The organism is Leeuwenhoekiella sp. CH_XMU1409-2, assembly GCF_037029365.1.
GTDB lineage: Bacteria > Bacteroidota > Bacteroidia > Flavobacteriales > Flavobacteriaceae > Leeuwenhoekiella > Leeuwenhoekiella blandensis.
The window spans coordinates 1-20,063 of record NZ_JAYMEI010000024.1 but is presented as its reverse complement, the minus strand read 5'-3'; the positions used below and the strand labels follow the sequence as shown (position 1 = coordinate 20,063).

The 20,063-nt window shown below is 38.1% G+C and carries 17 protein-coding genes; 3 read left to right on the top strand and 14 right to left on the bottom strand.

Annotated elements, in window-relative coordinates:
- Window positions 1–29: 29 nt before the first annotated feature.
- Window positions 30–2,606: a hypothetical protein gene (locus WA338_RS17940; protein ID WP_336094411.1), complete on the bottom strand. Its 2,577-nt coding sequence runs from the start codon at window positions 2,604–2,606 to the stop codon at window positions 30–32.
- Between the two features lie 259 nt (window positions 2,607–2,865).
- A complete protein-coding gene (locus WA338_RS17935; RefSeq protein ID WP_336094409.1) occupies window positions 2,866–4,428 on the bottom strand; it encodes a hypothetical protein in 1,563 nt (520 codons plus the stop codon).
- Between the two features lie 655 nt (window positions 4,429–5,083).
- Here WA338_RS17935 and WA338_RS17930 point away from each other — a divergent pair.
- On the top strand, window positions 5,084–5,821 hold the full coding sequence (locus WA338_RS17930; RefSeq protein ID WP_336094407.1) for a hypothetical protein: 738 nt from the start codon (window positions 5,084–5,086) through the stop codon (window positions 5,819–5,821).
- Between the two features lie 1,298 nt (window positions 5,822–7,119).
- On the opposite strand, the gene WA338_RS17925 is transcribed toward WA338_RS17930, so the two are convergent.
- The 5 genes from WA338_RS17925 to WA338_RS17905 all read right to left on the bottom strand — a co-directional run bounded on the left by WA338_RS17925 (window position 7,120) and on the right by WA338_RS17905 (window position 12,745).
- A complete protein-coding gene (locus WA338_RS17925) occupies window positions 7,120–7,503 on the bottom strand; it encodes a DinB family protein (RefSeq protein WP_273005147.1) in 384 nt (127 codons plus the stop codon).
- Between the two features lie 234 nt (window positions 7,504–7,737).
- The gene (locus tag WA338_RS17920) at window positions 7,738–8,652 is read right to left on the bottom strand and encodes a response regulator (protein WP_273005146.1); all 915 of its coding nucleotides are present in this window, start codon (window positions 8,650–8,652) and stop codon (window positions 7,738–7,740) included.
- Window positions 8,652–10,973, bottom strand: a complete 2,322-nt coding sequence (locus WA338_RS17915; RefSeq protein ID WP_273006303.1) for an ATP-binding protein — start codon at window positions 10,971–10,973, stop codon at window positions 8,652–8,654. The genes WA338_RS17920 and WA338_RS17915 overlap by 1 nt, the downstream gene beginning before the upstream one ends.
- Window positions 10,973–12,187 carry a DNA cytosine methyltransferase gene (locus WA338_RS17910; RefSeq protein ID WP_273005141.1) on the bottom strand — a complete coding sequence of 405 codons (1,215 nt, stop codon included), beginning with the start codon at window positions 12,185–12,187 and terminating at the stop codon, window positions 10,973–10,975. Before WA338_RS17910 ends, WA338_RS17915 begins: the two co-directional genes overlap by 1 nt.
- A gap of 153 nt (window positions 12,188–12,340) precedes the next feature.
- Window positions 12,341–12,745, bottom strand: a complete 405-nt coding sequence (locus WA338_RS17905; RefSeq protein ID WP_273005140.1) for a helix-turn-helix domain-containing protein — start codon at window positions 12,743–12,745, stop codon at window positions 12,341–12,343.
- 241 nt (window positions 12,746–12,986) lie between these two features.
- Here WA338_RS17905 and WA338_RS17900 point away from each other — a divergent pair, with 241 nt between their 5' ends.
- Complete coding sequence (locus tag WA338_RS17900; RefSeq protein ID WP_273005138.1) at window positions 12,987–13,889, top strand: hypothetical protein; 903 nt, start codon at window positions 12,987–12,989, stop codon at window positions 13,887–13,889.
- Window positions 13,855–14,190, top strand: coding sequence for a hypothetical protein (locus tag WA338_RS17895; protein WP_273005137.1), 336 nt, complete (start codon window positions 13,855–13,857; stop codon window positions 14,188–14,190). Before WA338_RS17900 ends, WA338_RS17895 begins: the two co-directional genes overlap by 35 nt.
- A 555-nt stretch (window positions 14,191–14,745) precedes the next feature.
- Here WA338_RS17895 and WA338_RS17890 read toward each other — a convergent pair.
- From WA338_RS17890 to WA338_RS17860, 7 genes are all read right to left on the bottom strand, one after another.
- Complete coding sequence (locus WA338_RS17890; protein ID WP_273005009.1) at window positions 14,746–15,162, bottom strand: hypothetical protein; 417 nt, start codon at window positions 15,160–15,162, stop codon at window positions 14,746–14,748.
- Between the two features lie 267 nt (window positions 15,163–15,429).
- Window positions 15,430–15,882: a thioredoxin family protein gene (locus tag WA338_RS17885; protein WP_273006977.1), complete on the bottom strand. Its 453-nt coding sequence runs from the start codon at window positions 15,880–15,882 to the stop codon at window positions 15,430–15,432.
- 283 nt (window positions 15,883–16,165) lie between these two features.
- Window positions 16,166–16,705 carry a DUF4377 domain-containing protein gene (locus WA338_RS17880; protein ID WP_040533320.1) on the bottom strand — a complete coding sequence of 180 codons (540 nt, stop codon included), beginning with the start codon at window positions 16,703–16,705 and terminating at the stop codon, window positions 16,166–16,168.
- Between the two features lie 219 nt (window positions 16,706–16,924).
- Window positions 16,925–17,683: a hypothetical protein gene (locus WA338_RS17875; RefSeq protein ID WP_083777989.1), complete on the bottom strand. Its 759-nt coding sequence runs from the start codon at window positions 17,681–17,683 to the stop codon at window positions 16,925–16,927.
- Between the two features lie 214 nt (window positions 17,684–17,897).
- On the bottom strand, window positions 17,898–18,329 hold the full coding sequence (locus WA338_RS17870) for a hypothetical protein (RefSeq protein WP_273005008.1): 432 nt from the start codon (window positions 18,327–18,329) through the stop codon (window positions 17,898–17,900).
- Window positions 18,330–18,548: 219 nt separating this feature from the next.
- Complete coding sequence (locus WA338_RS17865) at window positions 18,549–19,022, bottom strand: SRPBCC family protein (RefSeq protein ID WP_273005007.1); 474 nt, start codon at window positions 19,020–19,022, stop codon at window positions 18,549–18,551.
- 164 nt (window positions 19,023–19,186) lie between these two features.
- Window positions 19,187–19,879: a hypothetical protein gene (locus WA338_RS17860; protein ID WP_273005006.1), complete on the bottom strand. Its 693-nt coding sequence runs from the start codon at window positions 19,877–19,879 to the stop codon at window positions 19,187–19,189.
- Window positions 19,880–20,063 lie beyond the last annotated feature (184 nt).

Here is a 20,063-nt window from a genome sequence, read left to right as displayed (position 1 = left end):
CGCAAGACAAACCTGACGAGTAGATTTATTTAATTTGCTCCGATTCTTTTCAGAGATAGGCTACACGTATTAGCAGGAAAACTCGTATCACCAGCTCCTGTTGCATATCTCAACCGAATACGATCATTAGCGTCTAATGAAACCAAAATTGACCTTTTAGTGTTCTGTCTATCTCCTGTTACCAGATGCGTTACATATGATGAGCTTCGATCAATTTTCACAAAAGAATTGTTACCTGGTGCTGCCTCTATATAAAACTCTATAACTCTGCTTCCATCGTCCCCTAAAACCGTCGCATTATATGTGACTTCATAAATTCCTGACACCTGAACTTCTAAATAATACGCGCTATTACTATGAATGACATTCTTCAGAACGGAAGCAGCTCCTAAACTTCTTGTGTAACTAGAAGTCCCTCCTGAATTTGTAGATTGTCCTCCTCCGTTACTATCATACATTTCTCCATAAGCCTCCAATGAAGTGTTGGCCGGTTCTTGCCAGGTAGCATCACCAGCACCATCGCTAGTAAGCACCTTACCTGCTCCTTGTGTACCATCTGCATATCTGAATGATGTTGTAAGATGTAATTTTGCTTGAGGATTATTTGTCCCTATCCCTACATTTAAATTATTACCTAAGATCATTGTGTTTGCAGCATAGGCATTTACTCCGTTTCCAAGAGCAACAGCATTATTTGCTGCTCCTGAATTATTACCAATTGCTATCGAATTACTTCCATAAGAATTGGAATTTGTACCTAAAGACACTGAATTGGTCCCATTCGCATTACCTCCGTTCCCAAGTCTGATAGCACCCTGAGCTGTAGCTCCTGCATTACCCAAACTTATAGCATCTTCGGTTGCATTTGCCGCGTTTCCAATTGCTATAGCATTTGCAGCATATGCGTTAGAAGATCTACCTATCGCGATGGCATCGTTAGAATTTGAATTTGATGACAAACCTAGTTCAATCCCTGCATTAAAGACCATTTGACCTGCAGTAGTAAAACTAAATCGCTCTGTATTATTGGTACGTATGCGTAAAGGTTGATCATTTGTAGTTCCTAAAAAATTACCGCTGGCAATTGAATTACCGGTCAATGCCCATCCTGAAGCACCGCCTCCTGAACTAGGAGTCTGCCAACTCGCATTACCATTGGCATCTGAGGTCAGTACTTTATTGGCGTCATCACCAGGAGTGGCATCAACAAATCTAAACGATCCATTCACTTGAAGTTTTGCTGATGGTGTGTTGGTTCCTATTCCCACATTAAGGCTCGCATTATCGTGCTTTCCTAATATTATGGTATTTGCAGTAGATGCAATTGCCTCTGCTCCTAGAGCTACTGCATTTGCCGCATTAACCTGAGCTTGTCTACCTATTGCGATTGAGGAATTTCCGGTAGCTGCATCTCCGTTTACAGTAGCATCATCTCCTATGGCTATCGAAGATTGTCCTCCAGCATTAGCCGAATAACCGATCACTAAAGATTGATTCCCTACAGAAGTTACTCCATTTCCTATCCCGATGGAATTGTTGGCCGTAGGTTTGGCATTCAATCCTATCGCAACCGCGTTATCATTTACAGCTGCTGCGGCATTACCAATAGCGATGGTATTGTTGGCGGTTGCATCTGCATGATATCCTAAAGACAATGCATTATCTGCGGTAGCTCTGGTGTTTGCTCCTATAGCCGTAGTATTTATCTCAGTCGCTTTGGCGTTATATCCAAAAGCATTTGCATTGGTCTTGGCTCCTTCAGCGGCACTTCCTATAGCAACAGCATTAGTTCCTGTTGCTCTGGCTTTTGTTCCCACCCCAATACCTTCGGCAGCATTCACATAGGGCTCATTACCAATAGCAATAGTATTTTCAGCGAGGCCTTGTGCAAAAGCTCCTACTGCCACGGCTTTAGAAGCATTTGTAAGTGATTCATTCCCTACGGTAACACTCTCAAGCCCTTCAGCCCTAGTATTACTTCCAATTGCAGTAGCTTCAGTATTGGTTGCTCTTGCATTGTACCCGAAAGAACTCCCTGAATTCTGAGAAGCAAGGGCCGCCGGCCCTACAGCAGATGAGTTGGTTGCTGCGCCTTCTGCCCCCTGACCTATAGCAATGGCAGTTGTAGTGCCGGTTGACGCTGAACCCACTTCAATACCGCCATTAGTGTAAAGCAATTGTCCATCGGTAGAGAAATTGAAACGTTCGGTATTATTGGTTCGAATGCGCAGATTTTGAGCATTGGTGGTTCCCAAAAATGCGGTAGCAGCGACACTATTTCCATCCAATTTCCATTCCTGATCAGATGGCGTTGCATTCATAGACACCCAGATACTTCCATCCCAGTAATAATACCCTGCTCCATTACCCCCCGTAACGGAAGCATTGGTGTTGTAGATCAGTAATCCGGCTGCATTGGTATTAGCTCCGTCAATACTAGAGTTTGTAACAGATGACAGGTTAATACGTGGGGCTAAAAACCCCTTTGTAGTCGATTGCACCTCTAGAATACTTGAAGGATCAGGACTGGTGGTACCAATACCTATCTGTGCGTTTGTTAAAAATGTAGATAAGATAAAAATTAAGGAGAGTAAAAGTTGTTTCATACTGTAATAAATCGATTTAAGGCAGCACAAAAATAACTATTAACATCACTGTATTTTATTTATAAACAGTTATTTAACACAAGTAAAAAAGCAAACCTGCTTTTTATCGCTTAATCGTTTTATTTGCGCCTTTTATCGATATGTACGAATTGGCGAGTCCTTTGGATTTCAATTTTATCATGAAAAGGATACACTTTAGCATAAAATTGGAAGGAATGATAAGAATTAAATCTGATTAGGTCGCAAGTTATTTCCCCAATTAATCCAGTAGTTCTATCATTAGTGAAGTGCCCTCAATGACTTGATAGTTCGTAGCTGTATTGGTCGCTGCAGCATAAAGCTCTATCTGATGGTTTTGATTGGCATCAAAGGATATCAAATGCGTTTTTGTCACCGTACCTACATCACTGTTGCTTGATAAGGTAATATAGGAAGAGGTACCCGCTATTTTATTTGTATTGCGCCCCAAGTAAAATTCCAATACACCTCCATTTGATGACGAAGTACGTTCGACATTCACAGAATAAGTCACTTTATACAGCCCAGTAATGCCTGGTCTTAAATTTCCATTAGCAACGGTCACATTGGAAGACGCCTGCGTAGTTCCAAGATTTAGCTGCGTGAACGAATATCGCTGTAGACTTTGAGCACCAGAATTCCTATAAGCTTGAGCATAAGCTCCAGAACCACCACCGGTTCCACCCGTACCTCCTGAAGAGGCATCCTGCCAAGTGGCATTTCCATTTGCGTCTGAAGTCATCACCTTCCCGTTTCCTTCATTACCATCAACATAACGAAACGTACCATTAATATGAAGTTTTGCTGATGGGTTTGAAGTTCCTATACCCACCTTGGTCGCAGCATAAGAATCTGTTGTGGTATTTGTAGTGTTTCCTAAAATTATTGAATTATCTACAGACGTTGTTGCAGGACCAATAGCTATCGAATTTTGATTACTGGCTATGGCTTGGTATCCTAAAGCCGTTGCATTATTATTGATAGCTTGTGCTTCATTACCTAATGCCAATGTATTGTTAGACGCTGAAATCGATTGGTTTCCAATCGCAAACGAACCGGTTGCACTCGAATTTGCCCCTGCTCCAATAGCATAAGACCCTGTAGCCAAAGAGGCAGAACCTTCACCTATCGCATACGAACTCGTACCCGACGCCGTCGACGAAGTACCAATAGCATAGCTTTTGTTTTGAGATGAAACTGAAGATTCTCCAATGGCATACGCACTGCTTCCTGAAGCATTAGCACCTTTACCAAAAGCATAATTGCTGGTATTCCCTGCAGAGGCATTTTCTCCAATAGCAAAAGCCTGATTTACGCTTGAACTTGCCCCGAGCCCCAAGGCAATACCTCCGTTGGGATGTAAGCGCCCAATCTGATCTCCATCTACTTTAAAATATAAAGAGTGATAGGTTGTAGTACCCAAAAATGTGGTCCCGTCATTGGCTTTTCCGTTTAGGTTATTCCCATCCAGTTGCCAGCCATCACTTGACGGTGGTGGAGCCGGACTTGGAATATCTGAGTATGCAGTTAAGGCTTCCCAGAACAACCCATCCCAATAATAAAAACCGGGGGTAACATCATTTGAAGTTGCGGTGTTGTACACTAACAAACTTTCTACCGGATTAGCAATAGTTGTTTCATCATCAGAACCCGTTAAGGCAACTCTTGGAATCAAAAGCCCTTTATCTGAAGCTGTAACATCAAGCACGCTCGAAGCATCAGGACTGGAGGTCCCTATACCTACCTGAGCGGTAACGGATAAAAAGGTAAATGCAAAGATTAGGGAAAGTAATTGTTGTTTCATGGAAGTTAATCGATTTAAGGCGCTACAAAAATAAATGTTAATTTTGGTATATTTCTCTGACTTATAGTTATTTAACAAAAACACAGCATTTTTCTTACAATTGTGCTTTTCATCAGTCTAAATAGTATTTTCGTCGATATATACGATATCTTTAGCTGTAGAGTTTTCCATATTCCTACTAATTTTCCTAATCATAAGGAGTTCTCTTTTAGCCGAATGCTAGCATTTTTATAAGACTCCTGCTAAAAACCTTGAAACAAGAAATTTACAGTACTCCTCTTTCTAAGTATTGTAATCAAACTTTTTTTGGCCCGCAAAAAAGCCCAAAAAAACAGTATACTGACTATCAACCTGCTCCTCCCCTCATCAAAAAATTGGATAGCATGCCGTTTGAGTTAGCTGCGAATACCGCTTGCCCAGAAAAGTCAACTTATCCCCTAAACTTCTACTCCAATCAACCTAACCTCCTGTTTATGTTTAGGTTACCCTAACAACCTATTGAATAATTCATTACCTTAGGAGCAAGGCATATGCTCCCATAGTGAGTCCACACTCATCCCACACTAAGTCCACACTTTACCACACTTTTTGTGGGTCAGTTTAGGTTTATTATGGAAATAGCATAAACCTACCATTCACATAAACTGCAATAACTATGGCATATTTAGATTCTAAACTGGGTATTGTAGGCCGTATAGGCCCACTCGTATTTCGAAATGTTAACGGAAAAACCATCGTACAGGCTAAGCCTGAAAAGACGGGCAAATTCCCTTCGGGACGTTCGCGGCAATCGGCGACCGATTTTGGAAAGGCCTCCCAAACCACCAGCGCTTTGATGCGCGGGTTACGCCCCTTTATTGGGACGCATTACGATCCTCAATTCTTTAACCGGTTTCGTAAAGCGGTATATCAAGGCATGAAAATGACCAGCACCCTGCCTCAAGGAAGTCTGGATTTTTGGCAGGGAGAACCCTCCGCCTTAGAAGGGCTGGAAACCGACCTGAACCATCAGTATCCGCAATATGTGCAGCTGCCCGGCTTGCAGTTAAGCTTTGAAGCGGGAACTCTAGAGATCAACGTACCCCAATTTAAGGCCAACACTAACCTCTACTGGCCTTCAACCGCCGCCGAGGCCGAACTCTGCTACTGGGTGAGCGTATATGATTCGCAGACGTATCAGGTGTTGCAGTACGAACTCTTTTGCATCCCCATACCGCACAAGACACGAAGTATCCCTGCTACCCGTTTTACAGCTTCGGCACTGCCGGCCGAAGCCCTGCTTTTGGTCACGACGGGTGTGTTGTACTTTACGGCAGCCATGCGTCTGGGAAAATTAGGTATGAATTCAAAAGCCTTTAATCCTACGCAGGTGTTGAAGGTGTTTAAGACGTGATCTTTTAAATGAAAATTTAATAGTCTTCCTATACTTCTTGCTTACAGTCTGTAGGTCGTTTAATAGTGTTCTTGTTTTGAATAGTAAAACATTTGGAAAGGTGTTTTACGTTGCTATTGCATGTTCTGTTCATTTTCTTTGCTTCTCCAAAGAAAACGAACCAAAAGAAAAGAGCCTTTTTCTTAGGCATTTTTGCCTTACCAGGCAAAACCGCAAGAAGTCCCCTAAATTTTCTCCAAGGCTTCGAAAATTTTTAACGGGGACTTCTTGCTATGCTGAAGAAAAAGAACACTTCTAAAGTATATTCCTGCAAAGAAGAATAATTCTAAAAGAGTCTAACTGTGTATTCTGAGCCGAGAAATAGCCCTCTGTTTAGTCAAGATGTTTGAATAATTTAGACGCTTATTTTAAAAAAATAAGCAAACTCCCTTTTCCTGAGGAGAAGGGCTGGGGATGAGGACAACTTTTAACGGGGCACCGCCGCTATACTGACCAAAAGGACAACGAACCCTTCGGGTATGAAGGATTTTATTAGAATGGTAAAACGGCCTACTTTTTACATCTGTAGTAAAACAAGCAAACGCCGCAGCGATGGGCAGCGGAGGATGGCTTAGCGCAGCGGTTTGCCATCCGCACGATAAGGCGTTTGCGTAGTTTTCAAGGATGTAAAAATAAGCCTTGATCTTTTGGTTCTTTTGTATCAAGACAAAAGAACAGAACCACAATTACGAGTTAGGATTTTGGCTTTGGAACTCATAAACTCAATCGCCCAAAATCAAAGACTTGCGGGAGTAGGTGCTTAAGGTAGCATGAGAAGTACTACGTGCACGCGATACAATCGCGCGCAAACCTTGAGAGCCTGCCACACTGCGCACAGCCGAAGTGCAGTCGAGAAGTACGTGACGGTCGAAACCAGCGGTGAGACCGGTGTATCGGGAAGGTCACTTCGAGTGCCGGACGAGGTCTGCGACCGAGACCGGTGTATCGGGAAGGTCACTTCGAGTGCCGGACGAGGTCTGCGACCGAGACCGGTGTATCGAGAAGTCTTCTTAGTCCGGAGCCTTGTTGTTTACGTGCATTATAAGTCAAAAAAAATCGAGCGGGGCTGGTACCCTGAGCTTACCGCTTATAGCCGCCCACTTGATTATACCGTACTTTTATTATTTTTTATCCCACCAACCATTCCGTTTTCGTATATAAATTATCTGTCCGGTATGATAAGCATTATGTGCTGTCATATTTAGAATTTCGGAGTTCCATTCGGTCAACTGTTCATCGGTGGCATTTTCGGTCAATCTTTACCATTCCGTTTGAATACTGTCTAATTTTATCACTAATTCCCTCCATTCCTGGTCTGTATATTTTTTAAACGTTGCATTATTATCAACATCAAAGTCAGACATATCCTCTCCTTTAAAAGCCCTTAAATTCATACCATTCCAAAAGCTTAGATGTGATACCAATTCCGCAATTGAGTGGTTCTCCGTACTATCTTTCCAATTTGATTGTTCCGCTGAAAGTCCCTGAATTGCAATTTTTGTTGGCACAAACCAATTTTGTTCCGAATGCGTGTTTTTTAATTGTTCCATGAGCACTGGCTTTATTGCGGACTTATCAATTTTCTCGGAACACCCCAAAATAAATGCTATAAGTGGGAGTACAATTAAAATTTCTTTTTTCACGCTGTTTTTGTCTATATGGAGTACAACTTGTTATATCATCATTAAATATAGAACTATCCACGCAAAATTTACGGCATTTCAACACGTGATCAGAAGTCTTTTGTAGCGCGCTTTGTAGTTTACGAGCACCGTAAGTTAAAGATTTTCGGGAGCGGAGGGAGCAGGGTGTTCAACTATAAAACTGAAATTCTGTTTACACAAAATTTTAAATACTGTCAATAATATTCTAGATACTCATAAGATTTTTTTCAACTCCTCAATATTCCGTTTATGATTAATTAAATTCCGCCTGATTTCAATACAACTATCCTCTGTAAATTCAAAATCTTTTCCCTCCATCTGGCCTTTGAGTTTTAATACCCCTTTGTCCTCAATAGCTTTGGCGTGGGCAAATTTGTTGCGAATATCAATTACTTGTAATTGATAAGTCTTGTTGCTGTCAAGAAAGCTTTTTATTCCTTGTTGACCTTTTAAAGGCTTTAATAAATCTCTTAATATCTCCCATTTTTTAACCGCATCAATTTTCGGGAAGTAACTATGAAAATCAATGTATTTATCCCAAAAAGTTTCTAACCGTCTTTGCAATGGTGTATGAGTCTTATTAGTAACTATCCTCTTCAAATCTTCTTCAGTTATCTTATGTTGCAAAACTAGTTGCATTACAATTTCTTCAATTTCAACATCCAATTCACTCGTTGCTGCTGTTATTAAACCTCGCGTGGCGTTGAGTTCAAGGAGCTTTTTAAGAGTCAAATTAATCACCCTTTCAATCTTATCCATTAACCTGTCTCTCCCTAATTGAAAAGTCAATCTTTCTACAAAAGCGAGATTTATAACTTCGCTATTAAATTCTGCGCTATTTTCTGTTTGGGCGGTATAAAACAAAATTTCTGTATCAAGTTGCTTTTCATTTCTAATTCTCTCAATAACCTTTCCCCCCGTAGTATTCTCAAGATTAAAATCTGAAATAATCAAATCATATTCATACTTATCAATGAATAGATCTAACTCTGCTTCGTCAAAAACTTTCTCTATATGCGGCTCAAAACCGCTCTCAATCAAAAAAGCTTCAATGTCTGCTACCTCTCCTCTTTCGATATAGCCAGGCAAGTCATTGTCTATCCATAGTATGTTGTAATCCAATCTCATTAGTCTTTAATTTTAAATGAAAAAATAAACTCAACCCCTTTCGCCAGCTTATTATTAACACTTATGGAGCCTTTTAATTTTTCGATAATTTCTTTAACGTGATATAATCCAATACCTGAACCACGTCTTGAAGTGGTAAAGCCAAAGTCAAATATGTTATCAAGAATATTATCTTTTACGCCCGCGCCATCATCCTTAAATGAAAACTCAATTAAATTCTTGACTTTACTCCATTTTAGTTCAATTCTTGATGCACCGTGTTTGGATGAATTATTGATAAGATTATCCAAAACTATAACAACATCAATTGGATTAAATACAATATTGAATTCTAAACCTTTTGGTGTATCAATTTCAATGCTTAACAATTCACGATTAATTCTCAAATCATCTCTTTGCTTGTAAACATTTGTGAGATACTCATTAATAAATGAAACTAAATCTGCATTGAGCTTGTTCGAATGAATATTGAAATTGACTTTTTTGAAATATTTAGAGAAAGACGTTATTTTTTCGTTTTGTTGACTGATACGTTTTACAATTCTTTGTATGTCATCTTTTGAAGCATCATTATTTATAGCTTTTACTAAATTTTCAACATCTTTCCTAATAAAGTTAGTTGTTAATCCTATATGATGTAATATACTCTCTAAGTTCTTGGTATCATCACTTATTTCAGATTGTAAGAAGTTTTTTTGGCTTATTATGACGTCAAGTTTCTGCTCTGCTTCTTTACGTAATAATTCTTCTTTTTTTACCCTTTCTTTATCTCTATCAGCATCAGCCTTTATTTCCTTAACTGCTTTTTCAATCTTTTTTGCCTCTTTAACCAATTCTGGGTTGTCAGAATTGGCAGCTACTTTGGTTATATTCTTTACAATTTTATCTACACTCTTCTCCTGTTTATATTCAATAATTTCAAGAAAATCTTTATTATACTGAATGTCTATTATATCCTTGGAATTGATAAATCCAGTAATTAATTCAAGTATTTCGACTTTTACGTCTTTTGCCCAAAGTTCAGCATTTGACTCTCCAGTCTCCTTATTTACCCTTTCATCACCCCAACGAATAACATTTACAACATAATTTTCTAATCTTTTTAGAACATAATCATAGAAAAATTCGACAAATTGATAATATGTTTCGGTTTTTATCAAACCACCGTCCCTTGTTGTTGTTTCCTTTAATTCAGGCTGTTCCCCAGAAATTTCAATTCTACCAATTAGATCTCTATTTCCTAGAAAACGATTATAACCTTGTGCTTTTCTTCTATCTATTAATAATAAATCTTCTCCCGGTTCTCCGAATGGATATACTCTAAATCCATTTTTATACATAAATACAGAACCATAGTCAACCGAACGCATACCCATAATTCTGTGGAAATTTGTCTTAGCCTTAAAGTTCAATTGGAATAAATATGTTCGGATGTTTTCTAATTTATCAAAAGGATTCTTTTCTTTCAGATAATAAATTAAGTCCCCTCTATCTTGTAAGGTTGTTTCAATGAATTTACCGTCTTCGGAAACTTCAACTAGGATGTTTGTAGTTTTAATCTCGAGTGTTTCAAAAACAGTATTTTTTACAAACCCATTTACTATTTCTAAATCACCTCTTTGTTTTCCATTCTTAGTTGGGGTATTGTCTAGATTTAATTCATCTTTTGCAACAATCTCAATACTGAACCGGTCACTATCATTACCTTGATTAGGATTAATGAGTTTAGCTAATGATTTTTTTAAGTCTAAAATTCTTTTTCTGTCCCAATTATCACGCAATCCGGTTATTTCAAGAATTGTCCCACTTTTAATTTTAAATGAAGTATACTTAAGTTCATTGTGTGTTACCGTAATATCCACAAACTCCTCATCATCAGCATTTTCAAAATCCTCCCAATGTACAACTAGGTTTTCAATTATAGCCTTGGGTTCATCTTTGATAGTAATTAAATTAAGGTCTCTTCCTAATCTATCGCAGGAAAATCGCCCAACCCCCTTTGCTCCCGCAAAAACTCTTTGTGTTTTTATTTTATCTCGATAATCTTCGTTCTCTTTACCTAAACGCTTTGCTGAATAAGCTACGAACAACCATTTATTTTTAATGTCTTCATAGTTCATTCCTATACCATCGTCCTTAATAATTATTTTAGCGTTATCGGGATTGTAATTATCTTCGAAAATGACTTCTACTTTTGTTGCGTTAGCATCAAAAGAGTTTTTGACTAATTCAAATACTGCAACAAACTCATCGGTTATTAATTCTTTACCTATAAGATCCTTTAGAGCCGCACTTATTTTGAAAGTTTCAGTATTAGCCATTAAATAAGTTCCTTTAGAATTAAACCAGCTTGTTCGCTAAATAAGGGTGGTATTGCATTCCCAACTTGAGTATATCTTGGTACTTCAAACTTTCTCAGTTTACCTCCAGTCGTATACTTCCCCTTAAAATGGAACCAATCAGGAAAACTCTGTAACCTAGCACATTCTCTTACTGTCAAAATTCGAGGTTGGGAATAATGTATCATATCATCAGGATGCGAAGTAACGGTAGGAGACTGTTCTTTTGGCTGTAAGGGAATTAGAACCTGAGTAGATAATCCAATTTCCCTTTTCAAATCATCAGATATATTCTTACACTCAATTGAAACAGATTGAACATAGCTCAAACGATCAATTACTTTCTGAGAATGTTTAGTGAAACTATGGCTATTAGGGATTTTGACATCCTCATTTTCCTTTCTTATAAATCGCTGGTAATTAGAATCCATCTGGCCGTAGCCACTACTCTTGAAACCTTTTCTATCTGGTGTTTCAAAAGTATCATCTTTTTGAATTAAATCAGAAAGTGCTTCTTGAATAGTAGGTTTAATGGAAAGTTCCTTTTTAGCCAAAAAAGAAAACTTATTATTTTCAATGAGTTGGAAAAAGCTTTTAGCTTTCTCAATGCTGGAATTAGTCAAATCATTTCTAATCCCCACAAGAATAAAACGGGTCCTCTTCTGCGGAATTCCATAATCACCAAAATTGACTAATTTTCCGTAAACATTATATCCCTCCTCCGTCAATTTCTCTGTGACAATCTGTGAGTATTTTACTCCTTTTTGATGATTATTTCTAAACTTCATTGTAAAGCCTTTTACATTTTCAAAAAATACAAGTTTTGGCTTTACAAGTGAAACAAATTCTATATATGAATTAATGAGAGTGTTTCGTTCGTCCTTCTCATTTCGGCGTCCTGCAGTAGAAAAACCTTGACAAGGTGGTCCACCTGCAATTAAAGTTATATCGCCTTCTAGGCTTCTTAATTTGTCAGAATAGTTTTGAATTACATCATTGATATCATGCGCTTCTTGGGGTAACCACTGAGGCCAATTAAAATGATCTATTTTCTCGATCAGATTATGTTTTAAAGTCTGAAATGCATGGGGGCTTTTTTCGATAGCAAATAATCCTTTCCATTTAGAAAGGTTCAATCCAAGCGATAAACCTCCACAACCTGCAAAAAGATCAATGTACGTATGTTTATCTTTCATTCATTTTGATAAATCTAATTTATACTTCGAAGTCTAAGTTATTCAATCTAATGGAATTCGTTTTACAGAATCCTGTAAAGTACATAAATTTATTTTCCTAAAGTTCAACATATTGCATTATTCTTAAAATCAAACCATTATGAAAAACGCAGTCTAGTTCTTCTTCAGCAATTCCTCCAAATAACTCACTTTATCTTTCTCAGCCTGTACCAATCGTTCGTACAATTCCACAATTTTTTCGACTGTGTTAAAAGTAGGTTGATAATTAAGTGAACTTGCTATTAATGATGAATTATCATTACTCGTATTGTGGTATGTGTTTGATATGATATTAAAGATTGCCTCTTCATTAAAATTCTCAATCCCTTCTTTAGTTACGCCCAATACCTTAGCTACTTCCTCCAGCTTACTATCTTCCAGGCTTTCGCTTTGCTCCATATGCGACACGCTCTGTTGGCTGATGCCGAGTTCGTGCGCGAGGGCTTCCTGTTTCATCCCGCGCAGTTCGCGAATGCGGGCGATCTTTCTACCGATGTGATTGGGTTTGGTTGTGGTCATAGTCTCAAAAATAAGAATTCTTTTGTTAGCCTGTCGGGTAGCGGTACGGGTAAAATACCAGCCTTGATGGGTAGGTTACCAGCCGTACGGGTAGGTTACGCAGGGGGAGCGTGATACTTTTAATGCATCACACGAACCTGTATTGCCTAAAGCTATTCAAAAGTAAGGCTTTTTCTCTTTAATAGGAGCCCTACAGCCCTAATCCAAAGGGATTTTAGGCAATTCATTAAAACCCGGGATTATGAACACCGCATTTACCACAAATTCTGACCTGCACGACCTTATCCCCCTCCTCTGCTCCCTGAGTCGGGTACATACGGTCTATTTGCTACGGCAGGTAACTACAAGCCGTACCCAAACGTATATGGGCGGCTTGAGTATCCCTATAAAACCGGTTACGCGGGAGGTACTCAGCCTCTTGGTGGTCAGTCACGAAGAGGTAGCCGACCCTATACACATACAGCACAGCCTATTGAATAAGACACAGGGCCGCTATGAAGTCTTTTCGATACATCTTACGCTGCGAGAGGCCAACAGCCGCATCAATTGGGGCAGCACTTTTTTAAACCGGGTGCTCCGGGAATGTAAACTGCTGTATCGGGAAGACCAGCAGCTGGAGCTTCCGGTAAGCGACCTGCAGCATCCGCAGGTGTATGCCCGTATCGCAACCCATTGGAACACCCGTTTGCAACGCGCCCATTACTTCGAAACAAAGGCGGTAGACTGTGAAGACCCTCAAAGCAATTACGGGAAATACCTCTTGCTGCAACAGGCGGTGCAGCAGGCCTGTCTGGGCCTCATCTATGTGTTTTGGGAATACCAACCTTCCTGCTTTGCGCTTCCTTACCTGTTGCACCTGTGCGAACACTTTTGCGATCTGCCCCAAATCCTCTATCCCAAACGCTCCTTCCGCTCCCATCAGGTTTATACGCAGCTGTGTCATGCCTCTTATAACCTGCACGAGAAAACAGGAAGGGATACTTCAGATGCTGATGCCCACAAAGCGGAACAGCTTACCTACCGGTTTATCAAAGCGGCCCGTCAACTGGCGGAGGAGAAACTCCGTGAATTAAAGCAACGACACCATACACCTTTTCAAACAAGCACCTATGAAAACGAAACACATACAAACACGGCTGAATGAGCTGAAAGCGCAAAAGCTGGTGCACCTGACGCCCAAAACCGGAAGAACCGGACGCTATTATGAAGGCACCTACCGGGTAAATACATACAGTGACCTGATGTTTTTAGTAACCAACCTGATCAAAGTATCGGCCCTCGCCTTAGAAAAAAACGAAGGGGTCACTGCGCAGGAACTACCGGATCCGCAATACAACGTGCGGCAAGTATTGCTGCATGCACTACAACTTATCCCAATTGAAGAGCTGGAACTGATAGATGAGCTTGCGCAATTGCTTGAAGAGGTAAATGGAGATGAACTGTAATAGGGTTGCTCGTGTATGGGAGGTTTCAGCATCACATTGCAATCTACGTTGCTATTGCATGTTCTGTTCATTTTCTTTACTCGCGTGATTTCTATTTCACGGGAGCTCGTGAACCTCCTATCGTCGGTTTGCTTCTCCAAAGAAAACGAACCAAAAGAAAAGAGCCTTTTTCTTAGGCATTTTTGCCTTACCAGGCAAAACCGCAAGAAGTCCCCTAAATTTTCTCCAAGGCTTCGAAAATTTTTAACGGGGACTTCTTGCTATGCTGAAGAAAAAGAACACTTCTAAAGTATATTCCTGCAAAGAAGAATAATTCTAAAAGAGTCTAACTGTGTATTCTGAGCCGAGAAATAGCCCTCTGTTTAGTCAAGATGTTTGAATAATTTAGACGCTTATTTTAAAAAAAAAATAAGCAAACTCCCTTTTCCTGAGGAGAAGGGCTGGGGATGGATGTAGTTTCTTTATCGCTAAGTATGCTATTATTTTCGTGCTTGCTTCTTCTGCTTAGTGCTTTCCGGTAGGATGAGCCTTTATACGTGGTCTGGTAGCTGAGCATTATTCCATTCGTATATTCAACCATTTATTCCGCCCAATTGTAAATGTTCCAATTATACCGAACAAAAAAAGAATAAAGACGGCTATTCCTAAATTTTTCGGAACTACTTCTAAGTCAAAAAAGACAAGCCCTATTAAAGGAAATAGTGCTCCGAACAAAGGCAGTTTACTATTAAGAAAATTATTTCCACTAACTCTAATTTTTTCATTCTCATTCAGATGCTTCAACTCCCATTTTGCACTTCCACACCATTGTATCTTTGCTTTCAGCGTTTCAGTTTGGTAGGCATCGGGTATTTCAATACTTTTTTCCTCTCCGTTATGAAGTGTCGTCAGGTAGGTATTTCCCAGAAAAATGTCATAGGCGAAATTCTTATTGAATGCCTCAAAAGGTCGGTATATCGTAATGCTTTTCATGGGATAGTTTGTTTAAAAGAGCTCCTATAAAGTTATCGTATACTTGGAATAATTGCAAGCATATTCATCCTAAAATGACACCCACGCATTTCACCCATCTCGATATAAGTGTAGCATTGCCCGAAGAAGATAATACGCATCTCTAGTTTTGAGATCCATGATAGCCGATCTATAGAACTACTTAATAACTGCTGAAAATAATCAAAGTAGCCTATGCGATTATACGCCTAAGACAAGACTTTATCTTCAAGCTTTTAATAAAATACCTCATTGGTTATTGTATTTTTTCGATACCGCGATCATATCCTCTTTTTTCGGCACCCATTGATCTCCTATGCGCTCTAATAGATTTCCATCGCTATCAATAATCAATAGTGTGGGATAAGAAGTTACCTTGTATTTTTTGGCAATTTTGATCCCCTCACCTTTTTCGGCATCGTATTTTAGATTTACAAAAGCATCGTTCATAAATTCACCAACTTCCTGATCTGTAAGGACATTTTTTGTAAAGACCAAACAGGGTGCGCACCACCCGGTATAAAAATCAATAAAAAGAGGTTTATTCGCCTCCTTCGCCTTTAGCAAGGCGGAATTGAAATCTGTTTTTTCAAAACTAACGGCTGTTGGAATATCAAATTTGCTTCGTTCTCTTTCGGTATACAAATTGAAAGAATACGCTGAAAATAAGATCAGACCGGCACCAACGAACCCCCAAAGCATAAACGGGAATTGCGATCAGCTTCTTTTTGAACAGGTTGAAGGATAGCGTGGCAATCAAAATACCTAAGGCAAGTTTTCCATAAACCTGAGGAATTTCAATAAATAGGTAAATTGCATAAACAAACAAAGGAATTAAAATCAGATTCAAGATTACTTTGGCTGTTTTGTTCATAGTTTTAGTTTATAGCTATGGTCAACAATTGCAATATACCTCAAAAACAACTATTTACACTTTAAATTGCTAAACTAAACTACCAACGTGCAAAGCATCAGACTACGACCTTTATTGAAGACTTACCAACTGTAGTGCATTGTTAGCACCTCGCTTAAACGTACCCACTACAAAATCTTGATTTACTAACCTGGTGTCTAATTCATCACAAAGCGCGTTACAATCAAGGTCTATTTGATTGAGCAGTTGTAATCCCGAATCGCTTGTTATAAAGTTTTCTCCGTTTATTTTGAGATCAATATCAAACAGGGTTTCATCAGGAACTTCTTGAGTTGATGTAATATCCAAAAGCGTGTAGCTTACCGCACTTCCGTCTGCAGGAGGATTGTTTATAGGTGTTGTTTTTAAAGTTACATCGTAGACTCTTCCCGGTTCGTAGTCAAAGCCTTCGATAGTTGAGTAGAATTTGGTCCAGGTTTCTGTTCCTATAGCATCTCCGGTTTGCACCAGTAAGGTCAACATAGCAGCTTCACCAATGCCGGTATTCTGAAAATGATTGATTCTCATGGCTATAGTTTCAGCTTGCTCATCATCCTTAGTACATGAACATAAGGATCCTAGAGTGACTAAAAGTAAGAGTAGTTTTTTCATAAGCATTTGGATGAGTTTCTAAGTAAGATGCATTATCAGCTAAAGGTTGCGTTAAAAAAGAAAAAAACAACTCAAAATCAAACTTTTACAGAAGTAATTTAATTAATATGGAGTGATATTTAGTAGAGCTGGATTATCGCTTGATATAGAAACTTCGAGAGGTTATTATTAAAATCTTGGACTTGTTACATACATACCGAGGTTGTGCATCTTTATTTTTTATTTTAATTGAAAATGAATATGGTCATCGTGTCGAACAGCTTGACAACCATGAAATCTTACCTTTCCGTTTGTTAAATTCAGTCGGCTTTTTAAGTGTGGTTCAATAAATAATTTCCCGATGCTGTTTTGGCGTAAAATCAAATTTGCCAATTCACGAGTTCCTTTTTCAGAAAATTCAATTTCTTTGTTGATAGTCCCTAGCGTCAAATATTTTGGGAAATCATATTGCCAATTTCCACGTTGTTTGCAATCTGCATTTTGGTCATATTCGATTGTGGTCGGTTTTTCAAAAATCCCGTATCCGCTTATTGATGGTTTTTTGTTCGTCAATTGTCCGTTTGGGTCTTCGTAAATCAGAGAAACGTCAATTTTCTTTCCGTCGTTGTGACTTAAATGAGGTAAAAGAGGAAATCCATTGATGAATGGAAAGTTCGCGTCAAGGTAAATCATTTTGACTCCGCTATTGCGTTTCTCATATTCCGTTGCTATTTGAACCAGCGATTTGTTCAGCTCTGGTCGAACGTAATTCCTATTGGCAAGTCTGTAAAAAAAAGAATGCGCCTTTAAAAATTCGGTTTCTTTTATTTTTTCACGTCCAAAAATCGGCGCAATGTTTGGAACAATCAGAAAAGTTGTGATCAAGTAAAATCCGGTGAAAATTCCGAGTTTCTTCAATCGCCTTTTTTTGGCTGTACGTTTAATCGATAATACCGCAATTAGATAAAGAATTCCACCAATTTGTGTTACAACTGTCAAAAAGACGAAAATTATAATGTGAAGTAGTATTTTCAATGGTCTGGCAAGCTTATGGGTTACGGCAGGCTGTATCAAAACCACCTTTCTATGTTTTAAAAGTAGTTGAAGTGATTGCGAAATCACTAATAAAACAAAAACCGCTTAAACAAATTGAGAAATTAGATCAATTACTTCCTTTGTAAAGCAAATTGGTTCTGTTTTTTTTAGAATTAATTTAGTAATCAACATATTCTACTTCAATTTCATCATCAAGAATATCCTCTTTGTAAAGATCAATAGCTTTATTAATTTTTTCTTGGAATAATTTATCACCTCTTTTTATGTTTTGGATAAAGATGTGAACGCCCTTAGGTTTTTCAAAGTAGAAAAGCTTTTCGTTCATTTTCTCGTTTTTAAATTTATTCCAAGTCTTATGAGTCATATCCTTCTCGTTATTAAAAAAATGGACAATTGAAAAATCGCCATAGTTATACTGTAATCCATCTTCTGCAAAGTTTTTGGAACTCATTAATTGAAACAGTATTTGATCCTTTAAATACAAATTTACGTGGAGATTATTAGCTCCTTTTTGATTAAGAACTTTAATGTTTTTTGCTATTTCATCTAATTGATTGGGATTTCTTTTAAAGGATGAACGGAACAACATAATCTCTTAAGTTTAGAACTTACAATTGCTTGATAAGTATATTAGTAATTACACTTATTAGTTTGGGCTAAAAGCTATTTTCTCAAAACTACCTGTTTATTGCTTAAAAGTAGTTGAAGTGACTGTAATATCCTTATAATGCAAAACAGCTTAAACAAATTGACTTTATTAAATATTCAAGACTTGCGCACCGAGTAACCTTGTTAACTTACATGAGTATTACTCAAAAATCTGTTTCCACTTTTCAGATTCTGCAAACGCTTTGACAATTCGATTTCGCTGGGTAAGCAAATCTGTCATATACTTTTCAAGAAAGACTTTGTCTGCTAACTTTCCAAAAATTCCAAGAGGTGCTTTATAGTCAAAATAGTCGGTCATCAAAGTCCCGCCATTCGAATCTGCAAAATGATGTTCGTGTTTAAATTCACTAAATGCTCCGCTAACCATTTCGTCTACAAAGTAATTCGGCCGGTCAAATGCTGTTATTTTGGAAGTTAGTTTTTGATAAATGCCAAAATGTTTTGCGCGCCATGTCACGCTTTCATACAGTCCGATCAATCCACTTGTCTTTCCTGCGATTGCAGTTTCATTGGTATGCTCTGTTGATATTTTGTGTAAATCGATGCTCCGAGAAAGGTCAAAAACTATTTCCTTATCCGCTTTAATTCTAGTTTGTAGTTCTATTCTTGGCATTTGGTTTGAGTATAGCTCAGCGTTTATGAAAGTGATCCGCTACGAGCAAAACTAAAAGCATTTTAAGCGGGTCAAATTTAACGGTTGAGGCTCCGAACGGCTTTGCCCCTAAGTTATGCAACAAAATTGAACTAAATACTCTTGTATTTTCATTCAGATCTTTGTTATAGACAGGTTTTTAGTTCAGTTATTTTTGCATTTTTAAATTCGGGCTCTTGTAATTGCAGAAGTTCCATTCTACAATCATCAATTGATATAATTTGAAAAATATTGTTGTCAGCAGTTTGGTCAAGCGTAAATATTAGGAAAAAATTCTGTTCAATCTCTTTGATTAACCAATAACCTTCGTCATTCCAGCTTTTATTTATTAAAGCATTTTTCTTAATCGGATTCTCAAATATAGTGTCTTGAAAGAAAATTTCATCACTAAATTCTATATCAATTTCTCCATTAATTTTCTCAAACTTATTTTTAACTAAAAAGTCTTTAATTCGTCTTTTGTTAGTATTCAGTTTGTGATTCAAGTTCAAGGGATGAAATACGTGCTTCCTATTTTGTCCAAAATCAATTTCGATTGAGTCTTTATCAAAAACTTTAAAATCAATTTTAAGCGTGTCGGTTTTAATCAATAATTTTGACTTTTTCAAGTCAATTTTTATTTGGGTGATACTGTCTGAGTATATATTCCCGATTGTTTGATTATCAAAGTCAATTAAAACTCCTTCGTTTCCAGAAGTGTACGGTGAATTTATGTCAATAGTATAATTCTGATACGACATCCATATTCCATCAACTCCTTGAGCTTGACAAGATGTGAACACAAAGAAAAGTATTATTGTTTGCAGTATATTTTTCAAACTTGTTGATAATGATTTAGCTATGGTTACGTGGTTGAAGACGTCCACTGAATCTTTACGCCAGATTTAAATATAGTTAAGTAGCTCAAAAAAAATATAGAATAACAACAACAAAGAACTGAGTTAAAATCCAAGAGTATTTAGTTCAATTTTGTCGCATAATTTGGGTCATAGGGCAAGCCGC

Coding starts and splice junctions, on each gene's coding strand:
- WA338_RS17905 (WP_273005140.1), bottom strand. CDS start 12,745: ATGACCACAACCAAACCCAATCACATCGGTAGAAAGATCGCCCGCATT.
- WA338_RS17870 (WP_273005008.1), bottom strand. CDS start 18,329: ATGTTGTTCCGTTCATCCTTTAAAAGAAATCCCAATCAATTAGATGAA.
- WA338_RS17920 (WP_273005146.1), bottom strand. CDS start 8,652: ATGAGATTGGATTACAACATACTATGGATAGACAATGACTTGCCTGGC.
- WA338_RS17930 (WP_336094407.1), top strand. CDS start 5,084: ATGGCATATTTAGATTCTAAACTGGGTATTGTAGGCCGTATAGGCCCA.
- WA338_RS17885 (WP_273006977.1), bottom strand. CDS start 15,882: ATGCTTTGGGGGTTCGTTGGTGCCGGTCTGATCTTATTTTCAGCGTAT.
- WA338_RS17880 (WP_040533320.1), bottom strand. CDS start 16,705: ATGAAAAAACTACTCTTACTTTTAGTCACTCTAGGATCCTTATGTTCA.
- WA338_RS17890 (WP_273005009.1), bottom strand. CDS start 15,162: ATGAAAAGCATTACGATATACCGACCTTTTGAGGCATTCAATAAGAAT.
- WA338_RS17865 (WP_273005007.1), bottom strand. CDS start 19,022: ATGCCAAGAATAGAACTACAAACTAGAATTAAAGCGGATAAGGAAATA.
- WA338_RS17915 (WP_273006303.1), bottom strand. CDS start 10,973: ATGGCTAATACTGAAACTTTCAAAATAAGTGCGGCTCTAAAGGATCTT.
- WA338_RS17940 (WP_336094411.1), bottom strand. CDS start 2,606: ATGAAACAACTTTTACTCTCCTTAATTTTTATCTTATCTACATTTTTA.
- WA338_RS17900 (WP_273005138.1), top strand. CDS start 12,987: ATGAACACCGCATTTACCACAAATTCTGACCTGCACGACCTTATCCCC.
- WA338_RS17935 (WP_336094409.1), bottom strand. CDS start 4,428: ATGAAACAACAATTACTTTCCCTAATCTTTGCATTTACCTTTTTATCC.
- WA338_RS17895 (WP_273005137.1), top strand. CDS start 13,855: ATGAAAACGAAACACATACAAACACGGCTGAATGAGCTGAAAGCGCAA.
- WA338_RS17910 (WP_273005141.1), bottom strand. CDS start 12,187: ATGAAAGATAAACATACGTACATTGATCTTTTTGCAGGTTGTGGAGGT.